The following is a 23,179-nucleotide window of genomic DNA, read 5'->3' on the forward strand; positions in this document are numbered from 1 at the left end:
ACCACTCCACATCGCCTGGGAGCACAGACACGACGTCCGCGCGCATTCGCGAGCCTAACGGAACTCGGTGCGAGAATGACGCCATGGTTGACACCGCCGCGCCGCAGCATCCGCGCTCTGCCACGGACTACGCCGCCGACTGGCTCGTCATCCCCCTCTACAACGAGGCCTCTGTCGTCGCCTCCGTGATCGCCGGTGCGCTCCCCACCTTCCCCAACATCGTGTGCGTCGACGACGGCAGCACCGACGGCTCGGGCGCAGCGGCCCGCGCTGCTGGTGCGACGGTCCTCAGCCATGCCGTGAACCTCGGCCAGGGCGCGGCGCTGCAGACCGGGATCTCCTTCGTCTGCGAGCAGCCGGACGCGCGGGCGTTGGTGACCTTCGATGCGGACGGACAGCACCAGGTCTCCGACGCGCGTGCCATGGTCGATCTCATCGCCAGCGGCACGACGGACATCGTCTTCGGCTCCCGGTTCCTCGACGGACGGACCAAGCCAGGCCTGGTCAAGACCATGGTGCTGACCTTCGCCGTGTGGTTCACCAAGCAGAGCACGGGGATGCGCCTGACGGACGCGCACAACGGGCTGCGCGCGATGACCGTCCCCGCCGCGGCCAGGGTCGACCTCACCCAGGACCGGATGGCCCACGCGAGCGAGATCGTGCTCCAGCTCGGTCGCACCGGGTTGCCCTGGCAGGAGCACCCCGTCCACGTCCTCTACACCGACTACTCCCGCGGCAAGGGCCAGTCCGTGTGGAACTCGGTCAACATCCTCGTCGACCTGCTCTTCAAATAGTCCGCACCACCCTGACCGAAGGAGCTCCATGGGCGGCAACGTGCTGCTGATCCAGATCATCCTGCTCGCCGCAGTGGCCGGCATCGCCGTGCTGCTCACACGCTCGACCGCGGGCGCACGTCACCAGGCCATCCGGCGTGTGTGCCTCATGCTCTTCGTCGTGGGCGCCGCGGCGTCGGTCATCTTCCCCCAGGTGCTCACCCGCCTTGCCAACGCCCTGGGCGTCGGTCGTGGGGCGGACCTGCTGCTGTACGCCCTCGTCATCGCCTTCCTCAGCTACATCTCCACCAGCCACCGGCGGATGAACCGGATGTCCCGGCAGATCACCCTCCTCACGAGGGAGCTCACCCTCGCCGAGGCGCGCACCCAGGAGAAGCCGACGCCGGCTGACCGGTAGCGCGGTGCCGTAAACTGGGCATCAGTGCCTTCTCGTCCAAACGTCGTGGACGGTGCTCGATGCTGAGCCCGCCCCTCACTGCCACAGAGTCAGGGCCTCCATGTCCAAGCCGTCCTCGCCGCCTGAGGAGTCAGTCAATCCCGGGCACAACCCCGCGCACGCGCGCTCGCACGCCCGGTCCCGGACGGGGCGTGTCCTCGCCATGGTGGGGCTCGGCGCCCTGACCTTCGTCGCTGTGGGTGCCGGTGCGGCGATCTACACCCTGAACAACAACGTCACGACCCTCGCCGTGACGGACCTGCTCAGCGACCGGCCCGCTGCGCCCGAGCCTGACCCCGACGACCCCAACGCTGGCGTGCCGGTCAACATCCTGCTCCTGGGCTCGGACACTCGAGAGGGTGGGAATGCGGAGATCGGCGGTGCGGACGCGTCGGTGGCCTCCGACACCACTCTCGTGGTGCACCTGTCTGCCGACCGCAGCCGGGTCGAGGTCGTCTCCATCCCCCGCGACTCCCTGGTCGACATCCCGGAGTGCCGGACGAGCGACGGCAGGGTGCTGCCTGCGGTGCAGGACACGATGTTCAACCATGCCTTCAGCCGCGGCTGGTTCAACGGGGGCGATCTCGCCTCGGCGACCGCCTGCGCGATGTCCACCGTCGAGTCACTCACCGGGCTGTACCTCGACGGCGCGGTGGTGGCCGACTTCAGCGGCTTCTCCGCGATGGTCGAGGCTCTCGGCGGAGTCCCGATCACCATCCCTGAGGCGATCTCCTCCCCCAAGGCCGGGGGCCTCACACTGGCGGCCGGGCCGCAGGTGCTCACCCCGCTTGAGGCCACGCAGCTCTCACGCGCACGGACGGGGACTGGGTGGGGACTGGAGATCGGGTCGGACCTCAAGCGCATCGAACGCCAACAGGCTCTGCTGAGCGCCATGGCTGCCGCTGTCGCGGACAAGAATCTCCTCACCGACCTGCCGTCACTCACCCGGTTCCTCGACGCTGCGACCGAGTCGTTGACGGTCAGCGACTCCATCGGATCACTGCGAGACATCACCGGTCTAGCACTGAGCCTGCGCAGCACGAAGATGGACGAGATCGTCTTCACCCAGGTGCCCACAGTGGCCTCTCCGAAGGACCCCGCCCGCGTGGTGTGGACCGAGGAAGCAGCGACGTTGTGGGAGCGGATCGCCGCGGATCAGCCAATCCAGAGCGCTGACCAGTAGCGATCTCCACAATCCCTCCACCAGGAAGCCGCTCGCACTTCTCCGGCTCTGCGCCCCACCAACCTAGGATTGCCAATCGTGACGAATCCTCATGCCCCGACCCGGGCCGCGCTCCGCGCACAGGACTCAGCTGCTGCTGGGCGCGACCCTCGGCATGCTCGGATCACCCGCAAGCACCACGTGATGCGCGGCATCTCTCTGGTCCTCGCCGGCACCTTCGCCTTCATCGCCACCGGGGCGGGTGCCGTGATCTACAAGTTCCAGAACAACATCGAGTCGATCGACATCTCCGATCGCCTCGCCGCGGTCGAAGGGCTCCCTGCCGCTCCCACGGCCGACCCGGAGGACCCGAAGGCGGGACTCCCGGTCAACATCCTGCTCATGGGCTCTGACGACCGCAGCGGGGAGAACGCCACGATCGGCGGCGACGCCGGCGGGATGCGGTCTGACACGACGATCGTCATGCACATCTCGGCTGACCGGAGCCGGGTGGAGCTCGTCTCCATCCCGCGCGACTCCTTGGTCGACATCCCCTCGTGCGAGATGACTGATGGATCCATGACAAAGCCGCGGTCGAACGCGATGTTCAACTCGGCCTTCGCTCTCGGCTGGGATACCGGTGGAGACATTGCCTCCGCCGCCACCTGCGCGATGGTGACGGTCATGTCTCTCACCGACGTCTACCTCGACGGGTTCGTCGTCGTGGACTTCGCCGGCTTCCAGTCGATGATCGATGCCATCGGAGGGGTGCCGATGTGCATCCCCGAGGCCATCGTGGCCCCTGAGGCGGACCTCAACCTCGAGGCCGGTCAGCAGACTCTCAACGGCGCACAGGCCTTGGGCCTGGCCCGGGCACGCAAGGGCACCGGGCTCAACGGCTCCGACCTCACACGGATCACGCGCCAGCAGGAGCTCCTCGGGGCCACCGCGAAGGCGCTGCTGGACCAGAACCTCCTCACCGACGCACCCGGCCTGCTGCAGTTCCTCAACGCCGCGACGTCGTCGCTCAAGGCCAGCCAGAACTTCGCCTCACTGCAGAATCTCAGCGGGCTCGCCCTGTCGCTGCGCGGCCTGGACGCCGCGGGTATCAACTTCCTCACCGTCCCGGTCGCAGACGCTCCCTCGGACAAGAACCGTGTCGTGTGGACCTCTGCTGCAGACACGATCTGGGAGAACATGGCCGCCGACCGACCGATCGACGGATCGACGCCGGTCGAGGAAGCCCCGGTCGAGACGCCTCAGCTGCCCGCAGCGGGCGCGGGTACGACAGACGCAGCCGACACGGCTCCGGCCGACACCGCCACCCCTGAGGTCACGACGCCGGAGGCAGCTCCCCAGCCGACCCCCACCACCACGTCAGCCCCGCCGAAGGGCCTGACCACCGCCGCCGACACGCTTGTGACGTGCGGCTGAACGGGGCATCCATGACTCCCAACGACGAGCCCCGGCCCAGCGCGATCCCTCCGCCGAGCTTCACGCCGCAATCGGGGCGTCCACCACGCCCCTCAGCGCGTGAGGCCACGATCGAGGTCGGCGACACCGGCGACGGCGTCCTGCGCGCCGTCCCAGCCGCCAGCTCGGGTGGCTCGCGGCCACCGGTCGTCCGCCGGACCTCCTCCGACGCCGATGGTCACCTGAGCAGCAACGCGCCACGCAGCGGGTCCTCCGGACGCATCCCCGCGGCCGCACCGCGTGCCGCTACGCCGCCCCCTGCACGCCCCGCCCGTCCGGTGTCCAGCGGCGGTACGCCGCGGCCCGCCGCGGGTGCGGCACAGCCGGCGGCTGACCCTTCGCGGCCAGCCGCCTTCGAGCCCGCTGTCCGCACGAGCCGGCCAGGTGCAGACGCCGGGCCGGCGCGTCCGGTCCAGACGCCCCGGTCCGCGTCCCCCCGTGCACGGACAGCGCCGCCCCTGGCTGGTGCCGTCACCGCAGCGGACAGAGCAACGCCCCGAGCGGCACAGAGCGCCGGGCGCGCACAGGCTACCCGCGGCGGCGCCCCGGGTGGTCCCGTCGGGCCACTCCCCACCCAGCGCGCGACGCCCCGGTGGGGCCGGATCGCCGCGCTCGGCGTCGCCCTGCTGCTCATCCTGGCCATCGCCTGGCCGGTCGGCCTGCTGGTGTGGGCCAACGGCAAGATCAACCACATCGAGGCGCTCTCCGGCGCCTCGGGAACGGCGGGTACCACGTATCTGCTCGCCGGTTCCGACTCCCGCGCGGACGGCACCGTCGGTGACGACGGCACGGTCGGTGCACGCACAGACACCATCATGGTGCTGCACGTGCCCGACTCTGGAGCGACGTCCCTCATCAGCCTGCCGCGCGACTCCTACGTCGACATCCCGGGGCACGATCCGAACAAGCTCAACTCCGCATACTCCTGGGGCGGGGCACCGCTGCTCGTCCAGACGGTCGAAGGCATGACCGGCATGACGGTCGACCACTACATCGAGATCGGCTTCAGCGGGGTCGAGACGATCGTGGACGCCGTAGGCGGGGTGGAGCTCTGCCTCGACTACGACGTGAACGATGAGCTGAGCGGACTGGTCTGGACGGCCGGCTGCCACACCGCAGACGGCACGACGGCACTCGCCTTCTCGCGCATGCGCTACTCCGACCCCACCGGGGACATCGGACGGGCCGAGCGGCAGCGTCAGGTGATCGGTGCGGTGACCTCGGCGCTCCAGGACAAGTCGATCCTCGTCAAGCCCGGCACCCAGCGCTCGCTCATCAGTGCGGGTCTGGACGTCCTCACCGTCGACGACGGCACGAACATCGTGGACCTGGCCAAGATGGCGCTCGCCTTCCGTGCCGCGAACGGCCCTGACGGCGTGACCGGCACCCCGCCGCTGAGCAGCCTGGACTACCGTCCAGGGAGCGTCGGGTCCGCTGTCCAGCTCGACCCCGAGCGCAGCCCTCAGTTCTGGACCGACATCCGCGAGGGTACGACCCCCGCCGGCGTGGTGGGCGGCCTCCCGCAGTAGAGCGCGTCGTCAGACTGCGAATCCGGTGCGCTGCTCGCGCCCGGCACGCAGCTTGGCGCCCTTGGCCTTGGCCTGCTCGCTCAGTTCGTCCTGGAAGTCGAGCATCGCCTGACGCAGCGCGAGCGACGTCTCGTCGGTCCCGCTGGCAAGGATCCGCGCGGCCAGCAGGCCCGCGTTACGCGCTCCGCCGATCGAGACCGTGGCGACGGGCACCCCGGCCGGCATCTGCACGATCGAGAGCAGGGAGTCCATCCCGTCGAGGTAGGCGAGCGGCACCGGGACACCGATCACCGGCAGCGGGGTCACCGCGGCGAGCATGCCGGGCAGGTGTGCTGCCCCTCCGGCGCCGGCGATGATGACGCGTAGCCCACGCCCGGCGGCTTCGCGGCCGTAGTCGATCATCTCGGTCGGCATCCGGTGCGCGGAGACGACGTCGACCTCGATCGCCACACCGAACTCGGTCAGCGCGTCCGCGGCGGCCTGCATGACCGGCCAGTCGGAGTCCGATCCCATGACGATCCCGACGACTGCGTTGCTCATGTGCGTTCCCTTGCTCGACTGGCTGGTCAGATGGTGGCTGATGGCGCGGCCGCCTCGGCGACGGTCTCCCCGCGCAGGATGGCCGCAGCCGCCATGGCTCGGCGTCGGACGTCGTCCAGGTCGGTTCCGCTGACGTTGACGTGGCCGAGCTTGCGGCCCGGGCGCACGTCCTTGCCGTAGAGGTTCACGCGGGCGTCGGGGAAGGCTGCCAGGACGTCCGGCAGCGCGTCGGTCATCTGGGCGAGGGAGCTGCCGAGCACGTTCGCCATGACCGTCCACGGCGCGGTCGGGCGGGTCTCGCCGAGCGGCAGGTCCAGGACGGCGCGCAGGTGCTGCTCGAACTGGCTGGTCACCGACCCGTCGATGGTCCAGTGCCCGGAGTTGTGAGGTCGCATGGCGAGCTCGTTGACGACGATCGTGCGCTCCCCGTCCTCGGTGACGACCTCGAAGAGCTCGACGGCGAGCACGCCCGTGACATCAAGACCTTCGGCGATGGCCACCGCAGCCGACCGTGCCTCCTCGGCCTCGGCCTCGGTGAGGTCCGGGGCGGGGGCCACCACCTCGGAGCAGACGCCGTCGCGCTGGACGGACTCCACGACGGGCCAGGTGCGGACCTCCCCGCTCCGGCGACGCGCCACGAGGACGGCGAGCTCGCGGGTGAAGGGGACCTTCTCCTCCACGAGGAGGGTCGGGCCGCCGGAGGTCACGCCGGAGAACCAGTCGGCGACGTCGTCGGGAGACGTCACCACGCGCACGCCCTTGCCGTCGTAGCCGCCGCGGGAGGTCTTGACCACTGCCTCACCGCCGGGGCTGGCAGTGAGGAAGTCGGCGAGCTGGGCGCGGGCGGTGGGCTCGTCGCGAGAGAGTTCGGCCCAGCGCGGGCATGGGGCTCCGAGCTCGGTGAGCCGGCGTCGCATGACGATCTTGTCCTGGGCCTGGACGAGGGCGTGGGGGCCGGGGTGCACGGGGACACCCGCGGCGACGAGCTCGTGGAGCAGGTCGTTGGGCACGTGCTCGTGCTCGAAGGTCAGCACGTCGGCACCCGTCACGAGGGCACGGAGCGCCTGCTCGTCGGAGGCCGCGCCGACCGGTGAGTCGACGACCACCTGCCCCGCCGAGGAGTCCGCCGCCTCGACCAGGACGCGCAGGTGCACGCCGAGCTCGGCCGCTGCGGGGGCCATCATCCGGGCGAGCTGCCCGCCACCTACTACTGCAATCACTGGAGCTGCCACAGTGAGCCAGCCTAGTCGAGACCAGCACGAACACCGACCGTGGTCATCCGCGATAATCTTCGACCATGACCATCCGAGGCCGCTCCTCCGTGGCCGCCCACGACGCTCCGGCGCCCGGTCGCCGCGCCGCTGTCCTCGCTCGGATCCGCGAGCTCATGCGTTTCGGCGCGGTGGGCGGCGTGGCATTCGTCGTCGACACGGGGCTGTTCAACCTCTTGCGCTTCGGTCCGGGCGAGGTGCTCGAGGACAAGCCCATCACGGCCAAGATCATCTCGGTCGCCGTGGCGACCGTGGTCGCGTGGCTGGGCAACCGGTTCTGGACCTTCTCCGACCGGCGCACCGACACCCAGCTGCGCGAGTTCGCCGGCTTCGTGGTGGTGAACATCGGCGGGATGGCCATCGCGATCGGCTGTCTGGCCTTCTCCCACTACGTCCTGGACCTGCGCTCCCCGCTGGCGGACAACATCTCCGCGAACGGCGTCGGGCTGGTCCTCGGCATGGTCTTCCGCTACGTCGCCTACCGCACGTGGGTCTTCACCGCCACGCCCGACGCCGCGGCGCACAGCGACACCAGCACCGCGCCGCGCCGCTGAGGCGCAGGCGACCGTCTACCAGCTCCGGCGACGCTTCGAGCGGCTCGAGATCGTGGTGCCGTGAGGCAGCACGAGCTCGGGGTCCATGGTCCGCGGCACGCCAGACAGGAACACCGAGAACACCGGCGGGCGACGCTGCGAGAGCTCCAGACGGCCGCCGTCGGCTGCCACGAGGTCGCGGGCAAGGGCAAGGCCCAGCCCGGTCCCCTTGCCCGAGGTGACCTCCCGCTCGAAGATCCGCGGGGCCAGGTCGTCCGGCACGCCGGGCCCTTCGTCCGAGACCTGGACGGCCATCGCCCCGCTCGGCCCCGAGGGCTTGGCGCGCACCGTCGTGGTGCCGGCGCCGTGCTTGAGGGAGTTCTCGATGAGGGTGGCCAGCACCTGGGCGAGAGCGCCCGGGGTGGCGAGCACGTGGACGTCCGGGGAGACGTCGACGACGAGCGTGCGACCGTGCTTGAGGAAGGTAGGAGCCCACTCCTCCTCCTGCTGCTGCACCACGTCGATGAGGTGCACGGCCTCGGTGGTCCCACCGGAGGTGCGTGAGCGTGAGAGCAGGTCGTCGACCACCTGGACCAGGCGTTCGACCTGCTCGAGGGAGATCCGTGCCTCTTCCTGGACCTCCTCGTTGTCCCCGGCAGCCAAGGAGATCTCTTCCAGGCGCATGGACAGGGCGGTCAGCGGGGTGCGCAGCTGGTGGGAGGCGTCGGAGGCGAACTGGCGCTCGGCAGCCAACCGACCGGCCATCCGGTCGGAGCTGCGGGCCAGCTCGGCGGCCACCAGGTCGATCTCCTCGACACCGGAGGGTTCGATGCGCGGGCGCACCTGCCCCGAGCCGAGCTGCTCGGCCGAGGCCGCGAGGTAGACGAGCGGGGCGGAGAGACGGTTGGCCTGCCACACGGCCATGACGATGCCTGCTCCGAAGGCCACCACGGCCGCGGCGACGACGAGCACCACGACCTGCGCGCTGCGCAGGTAGATGTCCCAGTAGGAGACGGCGATCTGGATCGTCGCGTTGGACTGGGTGCGGATCGGGCGTTCCACCACCCGGCCGGAGATCGGCTCGCCGGCAGTGGCCGTCGTGCCGTCGGGGCTGACCACGACGATGTAGGCGCCGATCCGACCGTTCTCCCCGCCGACGTACCGGTTGAGGAAGGTCTCGTCGATCGCCTCACCGCGAGCGATCCGCCCTTCCACCGCCCGGCCCAGCTCGGAGGTGCGTGACTGCAGGTCGCGCACCTCGTTGTCGCGGACCAACGAGGCACCGAGGATCGCCAGCGGCAACCCCAGGAGGATGACGGCCACAGCCACCGCGGAGACGGTGGCAAGCAGTACTCGACGGCGCATGCTCTAGTGCTCCCTACCGGGCGGTCCCCAGCGGGGCACCCGGAGCTCTGTCAGTTCTCGCCGGACTCGAAACGGAAGCCGAGGCCCCGCACGGTGGTGATGTAGCGCGGGGAGTTGGCGTCGTCGCCGAGCTTGCGGCGCAGCCACGACACGTGCATGTCGAGGGTCTTGGTGGAGCCGATGGGCTCCGACCCCCAGACCTCACGCATGAGGGTGTCGCGCACGACGACGGTGCCGGCGCCCTGGACCAGGACGCGCAGAAGCTCGAACTCCTTGGTCGTCAGGTGCAGCTCACGCTCGCCCTGGAAGGCACGGTGGGCCGCGACGTCAACCTTGACGTCCTGCGCCTGGAGCTCCTCGACGTCGGCGGGGTCGCCGTGGGTGCGACGCAGCAGCGCGCGCACCCGGGCGAGCAGCTCGGCGAGCCGGAAGGGCTTGGTCACGTAGTCGTCGGCCCCGGCGTCCAGCCCGACGACGAGGTCCACCTCGTCGGCACGAGCGGTGAGGACGAGGACCGGGGTGGTCAGCCCCAGGCTGCGGATCGCCCGCGCCACCTCGAGGCCGTCCATGTCCGGCAGACCGAGGTCCAGGACGATGAGATCGGCGACAGACGCGTTGTCGATCGCGCCTTGACCAGTTCCTTGCACAACGACGTTGTAACCCTCACGGGAGAGCGCGCGCGCCAAAGGTTCGGCAATTGCCGGGTCGTCTTCTGCCAGAAGTACGTGGGTCATTCGCCCATGCTAGGTCATGACAGAGCCGTGAGACCCATCGAGCAGCGTGCCTACCTCGTCACACATTCCCGGGGCGTGAGAAAAGGCGCAAAACGGCCGCCGACCTGAGGCGGACCCCCGTCGGTCGCCTCTCCCCCCACAGGTTGACGCCGCCGGACGGCGACCATGCCTAGGCTGGGCGCCATGAACTGGTACGACCGCTACGCGCGATGGTCCGACTCCCACCGCGGCGCCGTCGACCTCCTCGTCACCGCAGCCCTGCTCGTCGTCGTCGTCCCCGCCTCCTCCGCGCTGACCGCCTCCGGCTTCGACACGGTCAGCGGGAGCTCGAGCGAGCTCCACGCCCTGGTCGCCTTCGCCCTCATCGCCCCGCTCGCCCTGCGCCGCACCCACCCGGTGCTCTCCGCGGTCCTGGTGTACAGCGTCGCGCTGGTCCACATGGTGGTGCTCGGCATCCCGATGGTCTTCCCGGCGGACCTCTTCGTCCTCGTCTCCTTGTTCTCGGTGACGGTCTACGGCCCGCGGTGGGCGCACCGCGTCGCCATCGCCTCGAGCGCGGTCGGGTGCTTCATCCTCGGGGCGCTCATCGGCCAGGACACCGACATGATCATCGCGATCATGGCCACGACCACGGTCGCCGGATCCATGTTCCTGGCCACCTGGGCCTTCGGCCTGGTGCGCCGCGCCCGCCGGGACACCATCGGGGCCCTGCGGGACCGTGCGCTGCGCCTGGAGATCGAGCGCGACCAGCAGGTGCAGCTGGCCACCGCCGCCGAGCGGGCGCGCATCGCCCGCGAGATGCACGACATCGTCGCGCACTCCCTCTCGGTGATGATCGCCCAGGCCGACGGCGGCCGGTACATGGCCGCGACCGATCCCGACGCCGCGGCCCGCACCCTGGGCACCATCGCCGAGACCGGCCGCGCGGCGCTGGCGGACATGCGACGTCTGCTCGGGGTGCTGCGCAACGACCCCACCGGCTCGCCCACGGACCCCCGCGCGCCGTCAGCCGATCTCACTCCCCAGCCCGCGGCGTCGGACATCGAGACGCTCGTCAGCCAGGTCCGCGCCTCGGGGCTGCGGGTCTCCCTCGTGCGGATGGGCGTGGCCCGGACCCTTCCCCCAGGCACCGGCCTGACCCTGTACCGGATCTGCCAGGAGGCGCTCACCAACATCCTCAAGCACGCCGGCCCGGACCCGACCGTCACCGTCGTGCTCGGCTGGGGCGCCAACAGCGTCCAGCTCCAGGTGGACGACGACGGACGCGGCGCCTCGGCGGGCTCCGACGGCGGCGGGCACGGGCTGCTGGGCATGCGCGAGCGCGCCGCGATGTTCGGCGGCACCATCGTCTCCGGCCCCCGTCCCGGCGGCGGCTTCCGTGTGATGCTTGACCTGCCGCTTCCCGCGCAGCGCACCGGTCCCTGACCGGCCCCGCGACCGACGCCGCACACCCGCCCTCACCCAAGGAGCCGTCACGACCATGTACCTCGAGCCCGTGTCCACCCCGCCCATCCGGGTCGCCATCGTCGACGACCAGCAGCTGCTGCGGGCCGGGTTCCGGATGGTCATCGACTCCCAGCCCGACCTCACCGTCGTGCTCGAGGCCGGCGACGGCGCCCAGGCGGTGCGCCTGCTCACCGACCACGAGGTCGACGTCGTGCTCATGGACGTGCGGATGCCGAACCTGGACGGCCTGGCGGCCACGGCCCAGCTCACCGAGGTGTGGTCCGCGGCGGGGACCGCGACCGTGCCCCGGATCATCGTGCTGACCACCTTCGACCTCGACGAGTACGCCCTCGAGGCGATCCGCGCCGGGGCGAGCGGCTTCCTGCTCAAGGATGCCCCTCCTGAGGAGATGCTCGCCGCGATCCGCACCGTGCACTCCGGCGACGCGGTCATCGCGCCCTCCACCACCCGGCGCCTGCTCGACCGGCTCATCACCCCGCTCCCTCAGGAGCAGCTCGTCGAGTCCGCCCAGGCCTCCGCGATCAGCTCGTTGACCGACCGCGAGCGCGAGGTGCTCATGGCCATGGCGCGTGGTCGGTCCAACCAGGAGATCGCGAGCGACCTCTTTGTCGCCGAGGCGACGGTGAAGACGCACGTCGGACGGATCCTCGCCAAGCTCGGCGCCCGTGACCGGGTGCAGGCTGTCGTCACCGCCTACGAGACCGGGCTCATCCGTCCTGGCGAATGACCCGTGACCGGCGGTGTCCCCCTGCAGGATGACATCTGCCACCAGCACAACCCTCCCCCAGCCCGACGCTGGCGGCGAGGTCGCGTCGATAGCGTAGGCGGTGCGCCGAGGACCTGGGTCACCCCAGGCCTCGGCGACCACAACCTCGCTCGTTCCCGTCGCTCGACCCGCCGTTTGGAGACCTCCGTGGACACCGCCGCGCATCACACACCGTCGCCCGCACCCGAGACCGCACTGCCAGCCGTCCGGGCCCGCGCCCTCACCAAGCTCTACGGTCGCGGCGAGGGCACGGTCAAGGCGCTCGACGGCGTCGACGTGGACTTCGCTGCGGGTCAGTTCACCGCCATCATGGGCCCCTCCGGCTCAGGCAAGTCGACGCTCATGCACCTGCTCGCCGGCCTGGACACGGCATCCTCGGGCCAGGCCTTCATCGGTGGCACCGACGTCACGCGGCTTGACGACAACCAGCTGACCGCCCTGCGCCGGGACCGGGTCGGCTTCGTCTTCCAGTCCTTCAACCTGCTGCCGATGTTCACCGCCGAGCAGAACATCACGCTGCCGCTCACGCTGGCCGGGGCCAAGCTCGACGCGGCCACGAAGGACTGGCTGGCCACCCTGGTCACCACCCTCGGGCTGAGCGAGCGCCTCTCCCACCGCCCCGCGGAGCTGTCCGGCGGGCAGCAGCAGCGCGTGGCCATCGCCCGGGCGCTCATCGCCCGCCCCGAGGTCGTCTTCGCTGACGAGCCCACCGGGAACCTGGACTCCCGCTCCGGCGCCGAGGTGCTCAGCTTCCTGCGCCGCTCGGTCCGCGAGCTGGGGCGCACCATCATCATGGTCACCCACGACCCGGCCGCCGCCGCCTACGCCGACCGCGTGGTGCTCATCGCCGACGGCCGGATCGCCGGGGACATCGCCAACCCGACCCCGGAGTCCGTCCTGGCCGGGCTGGACGCGCTGCGCACCTTCGAGACCACCGCAGACACCGGTGCGCAGGTGAGCGCCTGATGTTCACCCTCACCCTCGCCCAGATGCGACGGAGCCTGGGCCGGTTGACGGCCGCGGGCATCGCCATCGTCATCGGCACGGCCTTTGTCGCCGCGACCCTGCTCGCCGGGGAGGTGCTCAAGCGGTCCAGCTACGACTCGATCGCCGCCAGCTACGCCGACGCGTCACTCATCGTGCAGGCCACCCCGGAGCCCGGGGTCCCCGCCTACGCCGCCGAGCTCGAGACGGCTGACCTCGACACGATCAGGTCGGTCGAGGGTGTGCAGGCCGCCGACCCGGTGCTCACCATCTCAGCGATGCTCAACGTCGGCTCGAAGTCCTCCTACGTGCCAGTGATCGGGGTGGGCAGCGACCCGTCCCTGCAGCCCCTCGAGCTCACTGGCGGCTCGCTGCCTGAGACGCCGGAGGAGATCGCACTGCCCGCCGACGTCGCCGAGCGCCTGGGCGTCAGCCTCGGTGGCACGGTCACCGAGGCCGTGGACACCCTCACCACCGGGGAGAACGGCGAGGAGGAGTGGTCGACCACCAACCAGTCGCTCGTCGTCGTCGGTCTGGTGGACGACCCTGACGGCGCGTTCTCCATGACCGGAGGCGCCGGACTCGTCTCCCAGGACTCCGTCGCTACCCGGATGGAGGCCGGGTGGGGAGCAACGTTCCGCGAGGCGACCGTCATGCTGGCTCCCGGCACGGCGATCGAGACGGCACGCAGCGAGCTGCAGGCCCTCGGCACGCCCGGGTTCACCGTGATGACCAAGGACGAGGCTGCGCTCGCGTCCGTCGCGGCGGTCACCAACGGACAGGACGTCTTCACCATGACGATCCTGGCCTTCGCAGCGGTCGCGCTGCTCGTCGCGGCGCTGGTGATCTCCAACACCTTCCAGGTGATCGTCGCCCAGCGCACCCGCACCCTCGCCCTGCTGCGCTGCGTCGGTGCGAGCAAGCGGCAGCTCCGCTCCTCGGTGCTGCTCGAGGCGTCGTTGCTCGGGCTGGTCTCCTCTGCGATCGGCTTCGCGACGGGAGCGCTGCTGGTCCAGGCCACGGTGCTGATCCTGCAGCGATTCGATCTCGACGTGCCCATCCCGCAGACGATCACCGTGACCGTCGGCTCCGTGGTGTGGCCGCTCGTGGTGGGCACCCTGGTGACCGTGCTGGCCAGCCTCGTCCCCGCACGCGCTGCCACGAGGGTCGCGCCACTCGCCGCGCTGCGCCCGGCCGAGCTGGAGAAGGTCTCGACGCGAACGAGCAGAGTCCGCCTGGTCTTCTCGCTGCTCCTGGTCCTGGGCGGAGGTGCGCTCATGGTGGCCGGCCTCCCGCTCGCGACGGACGTCTCGGTCGAGCTGGGGTTGCTGGCCGGCATGGTCGGCGGGGCTGCCTCCTTCGTGGGCGTGCTGCTGGGGGCGGTCTTCTGGGTCCCCGCGATCGTCTCGTGGGTCGCCCGCCTGCTCAACCGTTCCGGCGCGAGCGCTCAGCTCGCGGCCGCCAACACGCTGCGCAACCCGCGCCGCACCGCAGCGACCAGCACCGCGCTGCTCATCGGCGTCACGCTGGTGGCGATGATGTCCGTGGGCGCCGCCACGGCCCGCACCTCCCTCGACGGAACCCTCGACCAGGAGTATCCCTTCGACTTCGCGATCGAGGGTGCGGGGATGACCTCCGACCCTGGAGACGGCTCCTCAGCCCCGTCGGTCCTGAGCCCCACCATCCTCGGGGAGCTGTCTGACATCTCTGGCGTCGCCGTCCTGGCAGAGGTGACCACGGCGCCTGTGTCCATCACCTGGCCGGACGGCACGGTCAGCGAGGACAACGAGCTCACCATCGTCGACCCGGCCAAGGCTGCCGAGTCGGTCAACGTGGACGGGCTCTTCGCCGGTCTTGACGACACGACCGTGGCCGTCGACCGCTTCACCGCCAGCAACTACAACCTCGACTCCGAGTCCACGCTGGAGCTGCGCGGCCCGGACGGGACGGTGACGGTGGGAGTGACGGTGACGCAGGTCGGCACCATCTCCATCGTGGCGAGCCCTGTCGTGGGCGATCAGCTCGACGCCGCCGCCAGCGTCAACGGCGCATGGTTGAAGCTCACTGACTCCGCCGACGCGTCAGCGACGGCCTCCGACATCCAGGGCGTCGTGGCCGAGACACCGGTGGCGCTGGTCGGGCAGGCCTTGCAGCGGGCCGAGATGGAGGATCTCATCAACACCTTCCTCGCGATCATCGTCGGGCTGCTCGGCATCGCCGTGATCATCGCGCTCATCGGGGTGGCAAACACGCTCTCCCTGTCGGTGCTGGAGCGCCGTCGCGAGTCGGCGACCCTGCGGGCCATCGGTCTGAGCCGGCGTCAGCTGCGCGCCACCCTGGCGATCGAGGGCACCCTCATCGCCGGTGTGGGTGCGGTGCTCGGGGTGGTGCTCGGCCTGATCTACGGGTGGGTCGGGTCGATGATCGTCCTGAGCACCTTCGCCGATGTCAGCCTGACCGTCCCGTGGCGTGACGTCACCCTCGTCGTGGCGATCGCTGTGGTGGCAGGCCTGCTCGCCTCGGTGCTCCCGGCCCGCAGCGCGGCCCGGACCTCACCGGTCGAGGCGCTCGCGGTCGAGTAGCCCAGAAGGCGCAGGCACGGGGCCTGTGGATCGTCGGGATGTCCCCGACGGACCACAGGCCCCGCTGTCTGTGCGGCTCGATGCGGGCACGATCGCAGCGTGCGATCACTCTTGCCCGGCCCACTGCCTAGCCCGCAATCGGCCCAGCCCGCGACTCCTGACCCCGCCGTCCCTGCGGCCTCTCATCCGCCGTCGCGCCTGGCACCTGCGCACCTCGGACCTGCGCCCCTCGGACCTGCGCAGGACGGTGTTCCCGTGACCATGCACCCCGGGCAGCACGTCCATCTGGCGCATGCGCGCCCGCTCGGAGAGCTGCGTGCTGAGCTCGCCGCGTGCACGGGGCGCCCGGAGCTCGCCCGCTCCCCGCTCTACGTCGACGACCGCCGCCTCGACGACCACCACGTCGTCGGACAGCCCCCGCTCCTGGCGGGAGCGACCCTGCGCACCTCCCCCGGCCCGTGCCCGACGCCGGAGCTCGCCCTCGCTGCGCCCGTCCACCTCGCCGTGCTCACCGGACCGGGCGCGGGCGACCTGATCCCGCTCGATGTCGGGGCGCCGGTCACACCGCCCGGCGTGGCCAGCGTCCGGGTCCGGGTGCGCCCGGGTCGCCACGGCAGCATCCGCGTCGGGGTGCGCGGGGACGGCGCGCGGGTGAGCCTGACGGCCCCGGACGGACGCGCAGCAAGCCGCCTGCACCGCCGCGGGACGTGGGGGCATGGCTCAACTCCTGTGCGACCTTCTCGACCTGCTCCGTGGCGGCGCCTGTCGTGGCTTCCGTGGCTTCCGTGGCTTCCGTGGCAGCGGTGGAGGACAGGGCACCTGCTCACGGTCGAAGACCGCACCCACCACGCTGACTCGCCCGTCACCGTCGAGCTGCGCGAACGGCCCGTCCTGGCGGAGTGGACCTGCTCCGCGATGCTCGCAGCCCTCGACTCCCCGGCTGGGCGGCCCTCGACCGACAGCACCCGTCCGTCCGCCGGAATGCTCCTGGCAGCCCTCGTCCCCGCGATCGTGTCGATCACCCTGGCGGTGGTCCTGCGCAACCCGCTCTTCGCGATCATGGCGCTCACCGCCCCGCTGATGCTCCTCGGACCGGTCCTGGCGCGGCGCCGTCACGCCAGCGACCAGCACTCCCCTGTCTCCGCCCTCCGCCGGTCCTGGGACAGCCCGTGGGGACGGGCCGCCCTGCGTGCCGGGGTCCCGGCGGCTGACCTGCTCACCGCAGCCGCCGCCTGCGCGGCGCTGCCCAGCCTCCCGCCCAGCCCCTCGGCGAGCACCGGACTCGGCGCCGGTCCGGTGTCCGTCCCGGACCGGTCCGCCCACCTCGGGACCGGCGGCCGGCAAGGCGACCTGCCCGGCGGGCGACCGGGCGAGCTCTCGGACGGCCTGGCGGTCATCGGTCCTCGCGGGCCGGCGTCGGCGCTCGTGGCGCGGATGGTCCTCTCCGTGCACGCGACCGGACGCGGGCAGAGCGTGACGGTGCTGTGCGACCCAGGCCGCCGCGCGGCGTGGTCCTGGGTGCGCTGGCTCCCGGGAGCCGGCGTCCTCGCCCCGAGCGTCCTCACGCACCTCGATCTGGCGTCTGGACCTGGCCGGCTGCTTGTCGTGGACCGCGGTGACCTCCCCGAGCTGGCCGCCCGGTTGGGCGGCTTGCACACAGGGCACCCTGGGCAGGCAGCGCTGGCCGCGCTGATCCTCGTCGTCGACGACGTCGCGGCGGTCCCGTCCTGGTGCTCCGCCCGAGCGCACATCCAGTCCGACGCCAGGGCTGGAGGCCCTCGGGTCCTCTGGTCCGCGCCGGGCACCGCAGACGAGACCACACCCGTCGACGGCGTGCACGCCGACTGGGCCGAGGCCTACGCCCGCCGGGTCGCGGCCCTGCACCATCGCGGTCGGTGGCCTCCGCTGTCCTATGACGGCCACGGCCCCAGAGTCGGGAACCGTGGCTGGGGTCTGGCCGGCGCCGGACCGGGGGCCACACATCTCTCGTCCCGCTCGTCCGAGTCGTCTGCCCTCGGTGTCACCGACCCCGCTCACCTTCCTCGACATGCGTCCCTCGTCGACGTGCCCGGGATCGACGACGTGGCACGCCGGTGGCGGGACAACGGGCAGGGACCTGTCGCCACGGGACGGCGGCCGGGCGAGACGGGCGGAGGCAGGGAGCATCTCGAGGCGCGGATCGGTGTTGGCCCCGGTAGGAGGACGGTGAGCATCGACCTGCTCCGCGACGGGCCCCACGCCCTCGTCGCCGGGACCACCGGGTCGGGGAAGTCGGAGCTGCTGCAGACCCTCATCCTCACCCTGGCCCTCGCCTACTCTCCTGACGAGCTCGCCGTGGCGCTGGTGGACTACAAGGGTGGGGCGAGCTTCGGGGTGTGCGCCCACCTGCCGCACGTCGTAGGCCAGGTGACAGACCTCGACCCCGGCGCGGCGGAGCGCGCGCTGACCGGGCTGAGGGCCGAGCTGCGCCGCCGCGAGCGCCTGTTCGCCGAGGTCGATGCCACCGACCTCGCGGCATACCGCGCCCAGCGCACCGGCCCTCGCGGCGGTGGTCGTGGCGGTGGGCCCGGTGGGAGCGGGGATGGCGGTAGTGGTGGGGGCGGTAGTGGTGGGGGCGGTAGTGGTGGTGGCGGTAGTGGTGGTGGTGAACCGCTGCCGAGACTGCTCATCGTCGTCGACGAGTTCCGTGCCATGGCGGAGGACCACCCCGACTTCATCCCGGGCCTGGTCCGGATCGCCGCCCAGGGACGTTCTCTCGGTATCCACCTGGTGCTGGCCACCCAACGACCAGGTGGCGCGATCACCGCGGACATGCGCGCGAACATCTCGCTGCGCATCGCCCTGCGGGTCTCCAGCCCGGCCGACTCCCGCGACGTCATCGACGCCCCCGACGCCGCGGACATCCCCGGCGACCGACCGGGGCGGGCGGTGATCCGGCGCGGCTCAGGCGCCCCCGAGCTGCTGCAGACCTACCTCGCCGCCGGTCAGCCCGCGCTCGACGGTCCCGGTGTGTGGCACAGCCCAGACCATCCGCAGACCCCTGATCTGCGGGTGGGGCCTGTGCCGGCACGGTCGCTGACCGCCCCGTCGACGCTCGCGGGCCAGCCCGGCGCGGCATCGGTCGACAGAGCCTGCGGCGATGACGGCGACGACGGCGTCGGCGGCATGGGTCCGGTCGACGGCGATGCGCAGCACCTCGATCCGGCGGGTGCCCTGGTGGCGAGCGCGGTGTCCCTGGCGGCCAGTCTCGGGATCGGGCGACCGCGGGTGCCGTGGTCCCCTCCGCTGCCCACAGACCTGCGGTGGGAGGAGCTTGGTGCGACCGCCCCCGGACCGACCACGCTGCTGTTCGGGCTGGCGGACCATCCACGCGAGCAGCGGCACCGTCCCGTGGGCTGGCCACTATCCGACGGGCACCTGCTCATCCTCGGACGCGCGGGCTCGGGCCGGACGACCGCGCTGCGCACCCTGGCCCGGGCGGCGCTCTCCACGGACCTCACCGTGCACCTGATGGGCCCACCAGACCTGACGGCCGGGTTCGACCCGGGTGACCCGCAGGTCGGCACCCGGGTCCCCCGCACCGACCCGCGCCGGGTCGCCCGGTTGCTGAGGGTGCTCACCGCACCCGTCGTCCAGGGCGCTCGGGCCGTGATGACCGACGACCGGGCGCGTCACCTCGTCCTCGTCGACGGGGTGGAGGATCTGCTGTCCGCGCTCGGTGGGCTGCATCGCGGAGACGGGGTCGACCTGTTCCTTGCGGCGCTGCGTGAAGGACCGGCCTGCGGCGTCGTCTTCGCACTCGCTGGTGCGGTGCTGCCGTCGTCGACCCTCGCCGCGCTCGTCCGCCACCGCCTCACCCTCGCCGGCCGCGACAAGCACGACGACACCTACCTCGGCATCCCCGCGTCGCTGGCTGGCCTGGGTGGGTCGCCCGGACGCGCCGTGCTCGTGACTGGAGAGGAGCCGGTGCTGTGCCAGGTTGCGCGCGCGGAGATCGTGACGACCGTTCGCCAGCCCTCACGGTCCACCGATCACCCCGGCGACCTGTCGGTCCGGATCGAGGAGGTCCCCTTCCCTGGTCAGCCCAGCAGGCTCCGCGCGCCCGGTCCCGGGCTGGTACTGCTCGGCCGCGGCGGAGACGACGCCGGGCCGGTCTGGGTCCGTGGTGACAGGAGCCTGCTGGTCTGCGGCCCGCACGGCTCCGGGCGGAGCAGGACCCTCGACCATCTGCTCGCTCCATCGAGCGGGTCGGCGGGCATCGGTGCCGGGGCCGGGGCCGGGGCCGGCGTGACGGTCCTCGGCGTCGTCAGTCGTGACCCGCGCCTGGCCGCCGGCGCGCGCGCCCTGGGCGACGTTCCCACGCTGGAGAGACTCTCCCCAACCGCGGCGGAGCGCTTCGTGGCGGAGGTGACCGACCGGCTGCGCTCCCATCCGGCGGCGACGCAGCGGCTGGTCATCGACGACCTCGACGCCTTCGCGCTCTCGTGCCCTGGCGCGGCGGAGGCCTTGTGGATGATGGTCGAGGACAGCGGCGCCGCCCGCGTCACGGTCCTGGCATCGAGCACGACTGTCGCGGCCGCCGGGGCCTTTCGAGGCGCGCTGGCCGAGCTGCGCGCGGCGCGATTCGGCGTGGTGCTCTCACCCGCCACCCCGGGAAGCTCGGAGGTCTTCGGGACAGACCTCGCCTGGCATGTCGAGCCGGGGGTCCACCATCCCGGCCGCGGGGTCCTCGTGGACGGTTCGTCGTCGACCTTCGTCCAGGTCACCGGGTAGATCGTGGTGCTGGCCGGCTCAGGTCGCAGGAGCCTCAAGCCCGACCCGACGGTCAGCCCTGATGGGACCCGGAGGATCAGTCCTGGTGGAAGGAGTAGGTCGTGCGTCCGGTGAAGCGTGACACTGGCGGGCTGAGCAGACCGACGAGGGTGGCCCCGCCGACGAGGAGGAGCACAGCACCGAGGGCCGTCGCCCCGCCCTGCAGCAGGCTCGCGCCGACGAGGGCGGTGAGCACCTGGACGGTGATGGCAGGCCCGCGGACCCACGTGCGCCCAGCCCCGAGGCCGATCGCGCAGGCGATCAGGAGCCAGGCACCGAGCGCCGCGGAGATCACCAGGGCGATGCCGACCGACACCACACGGTCCGGACCGGCCAGGTCGACAAGACCGACGACGGCGCAGACGACGAGGACAAGACCTTCGATCGCCAGTGCGGACAGGGTGACCCAGACGGCGCGGGGCTTGGGCCGGGCGACCCACTGCCTGGCACGCCCGGTGACCGGTGCGCTCGGCGTCGCGGAGGGTTCGTGATCGTTGCTAGCCATAGGTAACTCTGAGACTAGCGGACCACGACAGCGCCGGAGGACGCCAGTCGACGCCCCACCGAGCCCGGCACACGAGTCAAGAAGTTGAATCTTCTACCTTCCGCACGCTATTGGCACCATTCGGCCCTTGACGCGCAGCGGGTCGACGTGCTTATAACCCATCCCGACAGCAGCCGAGACCAAAAATGTGATCAAGACCTCACTCGTCACAGAATAGAAACCTTCTCGTAACCCTTGTGCCGCAGCTGATTGAGGTGTGAACTAGTTACCAGCAGTTACCCCCCCCTCACGAGCCAGCTTCCCTTCACAGGGCTGACTCTCCCCTGCCTAGGAGATCCCATGGATTGGCGTCACCGCGCAGCCTGTCTCGACGAAGACCCCGAACTGTTCTTCCCGATCGGTAACACCGGACCGGCCATTCTCCAGATCGACGAGGCGAAGGCTGTCTGCCGTCGCTGCGAGGTCGTGGACACGTGCCTCAAGTGGGCCATCGAGTCCGGCCAGGATGCTGGAGTCTGGGGCGGTCTGTCCGAGGACGAGCGTCGTGCGCTCAAGCGCCGCACCGCTCGCGCCCGTCGCGCAAGCTGACACAGACGAGACACCGCGCCCCGCGCGACCCAAGAGCCCGGCCCCTCAGGGAGCCGGGCTCTTTCGTGTCCGGCCGCGCGACCGGTCGTCTGCCCAGTCGCCCGTAGGTCAGGAGGTGATGCCTCGCAGGGTGACGGAGACGGTCACGATGGTGCCGCCGTCGGGCCGCGCGTCCCAGACGATGTCTCCCTGAAGCTCGTTCGTCACGAGCGTCCGCACGATCTGCGTCCCCAGGCCGCCGGAGGGCCCCTTGCCCTCGCTCATGCCCACGCCGTCGTCGGCCACGGTCACCGTGAGGTGCGTGCCGTCGCGCTGGGCGTGGATCTCCACGGTCCCACCGCCCGACGTCGACAGGCCGTGCTCGACGGCGTTGGTCACCAGCTCGGTGAGCACCAGAGCGAGCGCCGTCGCGTCCTGGGCCGGCACAAGCCCGAAGGACCCGCTCTGCACCGTCCGCACGCTGACCCCGGCGGAGGCGACGTCGGCGGCGAGACGCAGCGCGCGCCCCACCATGGTGTCGAACTCGACCTCTTCGTCGAGGGTCTGGGACAGGCTGTCGTGCACGAGGGCGATGGTCGACACGCGGCGCATGGCCTCCTCGAGCGCCTCCTTCGCCTCGGGCACCGTCATGCGGCGCGCCTGCAGCCGCAGCAGCGCGGCGACCGTCTGCAGGTTGTTCTTCACGCGGTGGTGGATCTCGCGGATGGTCGCGTCCTTGGTGATGAGCTCACGCTCACGGCGGCGCAGCTCGGAGACGTCGCGGCACATGAGGACTGCGCCGATGCGCCGGCCGTGCTCGGTGAGCGGCACCGAGCGGATCGACAGGCACACGCCCTTGGCGTCGATCTCGGTGCGCCACGGTGCGCGTCCCATGATGACCAGCGGCATCGACTCATCGACGGGCACCTTGTGCTCGATGAGCTCGGTCGCGACCTCGATGAGCGACTCGCCGACGAGGGCCCCGATGACACCCAGGCGGTGGAAGCAGCTCAGCGCGTTGGGACTCGCGTAGAGCACCTCACCCTCGGAGTTGAGACGGATGAGACCGTCGCCCACGCGGGGCGCGCCGCGGCGCGGTCCGGTCGCGCCGTCCGGTGAGGGGAACTCCCCGGTCGCGACCATGTTCATGAGGTCGTCCGCGGCCTCGACGTAGTTGAGCTCGAGGCGGCTCGGGGTCCGCCCGCTGCCCAGGTTCGTCTGGCGCGCGACGACGGCGATCGCCCGGCCGTCGTGGACCACGGGCACGGTCTCCTCGCGCACCGCGTACGTCCCGAACCAGCGCGGCTCGCGCGAGCGCTGTGTGCTCTCCTCGGTGAGCGCCCGCTCGAGCTGGGGCAGCAGTCCCTCCGGGGCGAAGGAGCCGACGATGTCGTCATAGTGCACCGTGGCGCCGGTGCTCGGGCGGCACTGTGCCACCGCGACGAAGGCGCCGTCGTCCATGGGCAACCACAGCACCAGGTCGGCGAAGGCGAGGTCGGAGATGAGCTGCCAGTCACCGATGAGGAGGTGGAGCCATTCGGCGTCGGCAGGCTCCAGCCGGCCGTACTTGGACACAAGGTTGCTCATGGTCGACACAGATGAAGCCTACGCGGACCACGGGAGAGGACTGCGTTCGGTAGGCTCAGGGCTCCCTGACCC

At 71.2% G+C, this 23,179-nt stretch carries 18 protein-coding genes; 12 read left to right on the top strand and 6 right to left on the bottom strand.

The window, feature by feature from the left end:
• Positions 1 to 83: 83 nt before the first annotated feature.
• The 5 genes from SS2_RS13980 (at position 84) to SS2_RS17085 (ending at position 5,394) form a co-directional block, all read left to right on the top strand.
• A complete protein-coding gene (locus SS2_RS13980) occupies positions 84 to 794 on the top strand; it encodes a glycosyltransferase family 2 protein (protein ID WP_066465170.1) in 711 nt (236 codons plus the stop codon).
• A 28-nt stretch (positions 795 to 822) separates the two neighbouring features.
• On the top strand, positions 823 to 1,191 hold the full coding sequence (locus SS2_RS13985) for a DUF2304 domain-containing protein (protein ID WP_066465174.1): 369 nt from the start codon (positions 823 to 825) through the stop codon (positions 1,189 to 1,191).
• 100 nt (positions 1,192 to 1,291) lie between these two features.
• Entirely contained in the window at positions 1,292 to 2,413 is a 1,122-nt protein-coding gene (locus SS2_RS13990) for an LCP family protein (RefSeq protein ID WP_083942259.1), read from the top strand.
• A gap of 183 nt (positions 2,414 to 2,596) precedes the next feature.
• Complete coding sequence (locus tag SS2_RS13995) at positions 2,597 to 3,826, top strand: LCP family protein (protein ID WP_245643593.1); 1,230 nt, start codon at positions 2,597 to 2,599, stop codon at positions 3,824 to 3,826.
• Between the two features lie 11 nt (positions 3,827 to 3,837).
• Positions 3,838 to 5,394, top strand: coding sequence for an LCP family protein (locus tag SS2_RS17085; RefSeq protein ID WP_083942326.1), 1,557 nt, complete (start codon positions 3,838 to 3,840; stop codon positions 5,392 to 5,394).
• A gap of 9 nt (positions 5,395 to 5,403) precedes the next feature.
• Here the strand turns inward: SS2_RS17085 and purE are convergent, their stop codons facing one another.
• Together purE and SS2_RS14010 are read right to left on the bottom strand one after the other, a co-directional pair.
• Entirely contained in the window at positions 5,404 to 5,934 is a 531-nt protein-coding gene (gene purE / locus SS2_RS14005) for a 5-(carboxyamino)imidazole ribonucleotide mutase (RefSeq protein ID WP_066465176.1), read from the bottom strand.
• 26 nt (positions 5,935 to 5,960) lie between these two features.
• Positions 5,961 to 7,154: a 5-(carboxyamino)imidazole ribonucleotide synthase gene (locus SS2_RS14010; protein WP_369405218.1), complete on the bottom strand. Its 1,194-nt coding sequence runs from the start codon at positions 7,152 to 7,154 to the stop codon at positions 5,961 to 5,963.
• Between the two features lie 77 nt (positions 7,155 to 7,231).
• On the opposite strand from SS2_RS14010, the gene SS2_RS14015 reads away from it, so the two are divergent.
• On the top strand, positions 7,232 to 7,759 hold the full coding sequence (locus tag SS2_RS14015) for a GtrA family protein (protein ID WP_083942260.1): 528 nt from the start codon (positions 7,232 to 7,234) through the stop codon (positions 7,757 to 7,759).
• 15 nt (positions 7,760 to 7,774) lie between these two features.
• Here SS2_RS14015 and SS2_RS14020 read toward each other — a convergent pair whose 3' ends face one another.
• Both SS2_RS14020 and SS2_RS14025 read right to left on the bottom strand, forming a co-directional pair.
• On the bottom strand, positions 7,775 to 9,103 hold the full coding sequence (locus SS2_RS14020) for a sensor histidine kinase (RefSeq protein ID WP_066465178.1): 1,329 nt from the start codon (positions 9,101 to 9,103) through the stop codon (positions 7,775 to 7,777).
• Between the two features lie 50 nt (positions 9,104 to 9,153).
• Positions 9,154 to 9,837, bottom strand: coding sequence for a response regulator transcription factor (locus tag SS2_RS14025; RefSeq protein ID WP_066465180.1), 684 nt, complete (start codon positions 9,835 to 9,837; stop codon positions 9,154 to 9,156).
• A gap of 183 nt (positions 9,838 to 10,020) precedes the next feature.
• On the opposite strand from SS2_RS14025, the gene SS2_RS14030 reads away from it, so the two are divergent.
• The 5 genes from SS2_RS14030 to SS2_RS17785 all read left to right on the top strand — a co-directional run bounded on the left by SS2_RS14030 (position 10,021) and on the right by SS2_RS17785 (position 20,409).
• Positions 10,021 to 11,262 carry a sensor histidine kinase gene (locus tag SS2_RS14030; RefSeq protein ID WP_066465182.1) on the top strand — a complete coding sequence of 414 codons (1,242 nt, stop codon included), beginning with the start codon at positions 10,021 to 10,023 and terminating at the stop codon, positions 11,260 to 11,262.
• 55 nt (positions 11,263 to 11,317) lie between these two features.
• Positions 11,318 to 12,031 (top strand): response regulator, encoded by a 714-nt coding sequence (locus SS2_RS14035; RefSeq protein ID WP_066465184.1) that lies wholly within the window; start codon positions 11,318 to 11,320, stop codon positions 12,029 to 12,031.
• A 186-nt stretch (positions 12,032 to 12,217) separates the two neighbouring features.
• Positions 12,218 to 13,036: an ABC transporter ATP-binding protein gene (locus tag SS2_RS14040; RefSeq protein ID WP_066465826.1), complete on the top strand. Its 819-nt coding sequence runs from the start codon at positions 12,218 to 12,220 to the stop codon at positions 13,034 to 13,036.
• On the top strand, positions 13,036 to 15,636 hold the full coding sequence (locus tag SS2_RS14045) for an ABC transporter permease (protein ID WP_083942261.1): 2,601 nt from the start codon (positions 13,036 to 13,038) through the stop codon (positions 15,634 to 15,636). The genes SS2_RS14040 and SS2_RS14045 overlap by 1 nt, the downstream gene beginning before the upstream one ends.
• Positions 15,637 to 15,897: 261 nt before the next feature.
• A complete protein-coding gene (locus SS2_RS17785) occupies positions 15,898 to 20,409 on the top strand; it encodes an FtsK/SpoIIIE domain-containing protein (RefSeq protein ID WP_217995616.1) in 4,512 nt (1,503 codons plus the stop codon).
• Positions 20,410 to 20,485: 76 nt separating this feature from the next.
• On the opposite strand, the gene SS2_RS14055 is transcribed toward SS2_RS17785, so the two are convergent.
• Positions 20,486 to 20,953 carry a hypothetical protein gene (locus SS2_RS14055; RefSeq protein WP_066465187.1) on the bottom strand — a complete coding sequence of 156 codons (468 nt, stop codon included), beginning with the start codon at positions 20,951 to 20,953 and terminating at the stop codon, positions 20,486 to 20,488.
• A 339-nt stretch (positions 20,954 to 21,292) separates the two neighbouring features.
• On the opposite strand from SS2_RS14055, the gene SS2_RS14060 reads away from it, so the two are divergent.
• On the top strand, positions 21,293 to 21,541 hold the full coding sequence (locus tag SS2_RS14060) for a WhiB family transcriptional regulator (protein ID WP_066465189.1): 249 nt from the start codon (positions 21,293 to 21,295) through the stop codon (positions 21,539 to 21,541).
• 108 nt (positions 21,542 to 21,649) lie between these two features.
• On the opposite strand, the gene SS2_RS14065 is transcribed toward SS2_RS14060, so the two are convergent.
• Positions 21,650 to 23,107 carry a sensor histidine kinase gene (locus tag SS2_RS14065; RefSeq protein WP_066465190.1) on the bottom strand — a complete coding sequence of 486 codons (1,458 nt, stop codon included), beginning with the start codon at positions 23,105 to 23,107 and terminating at the stop codon, positions 21,650 to 21,652.
• Between the last annotated feature and the right edge of the window lie 72 nt (positions 23,108 to 23,179).

Source organism: Sanguibacter suarezii NBRC 16159, from assembly GCF_001552735.1.
GTDB lineage: Bacteria > Actinomycetota > Actinomycetes > Actinomycetales > Cellulomonadaceae > Sanguibacter > Sanguibacter suarezii.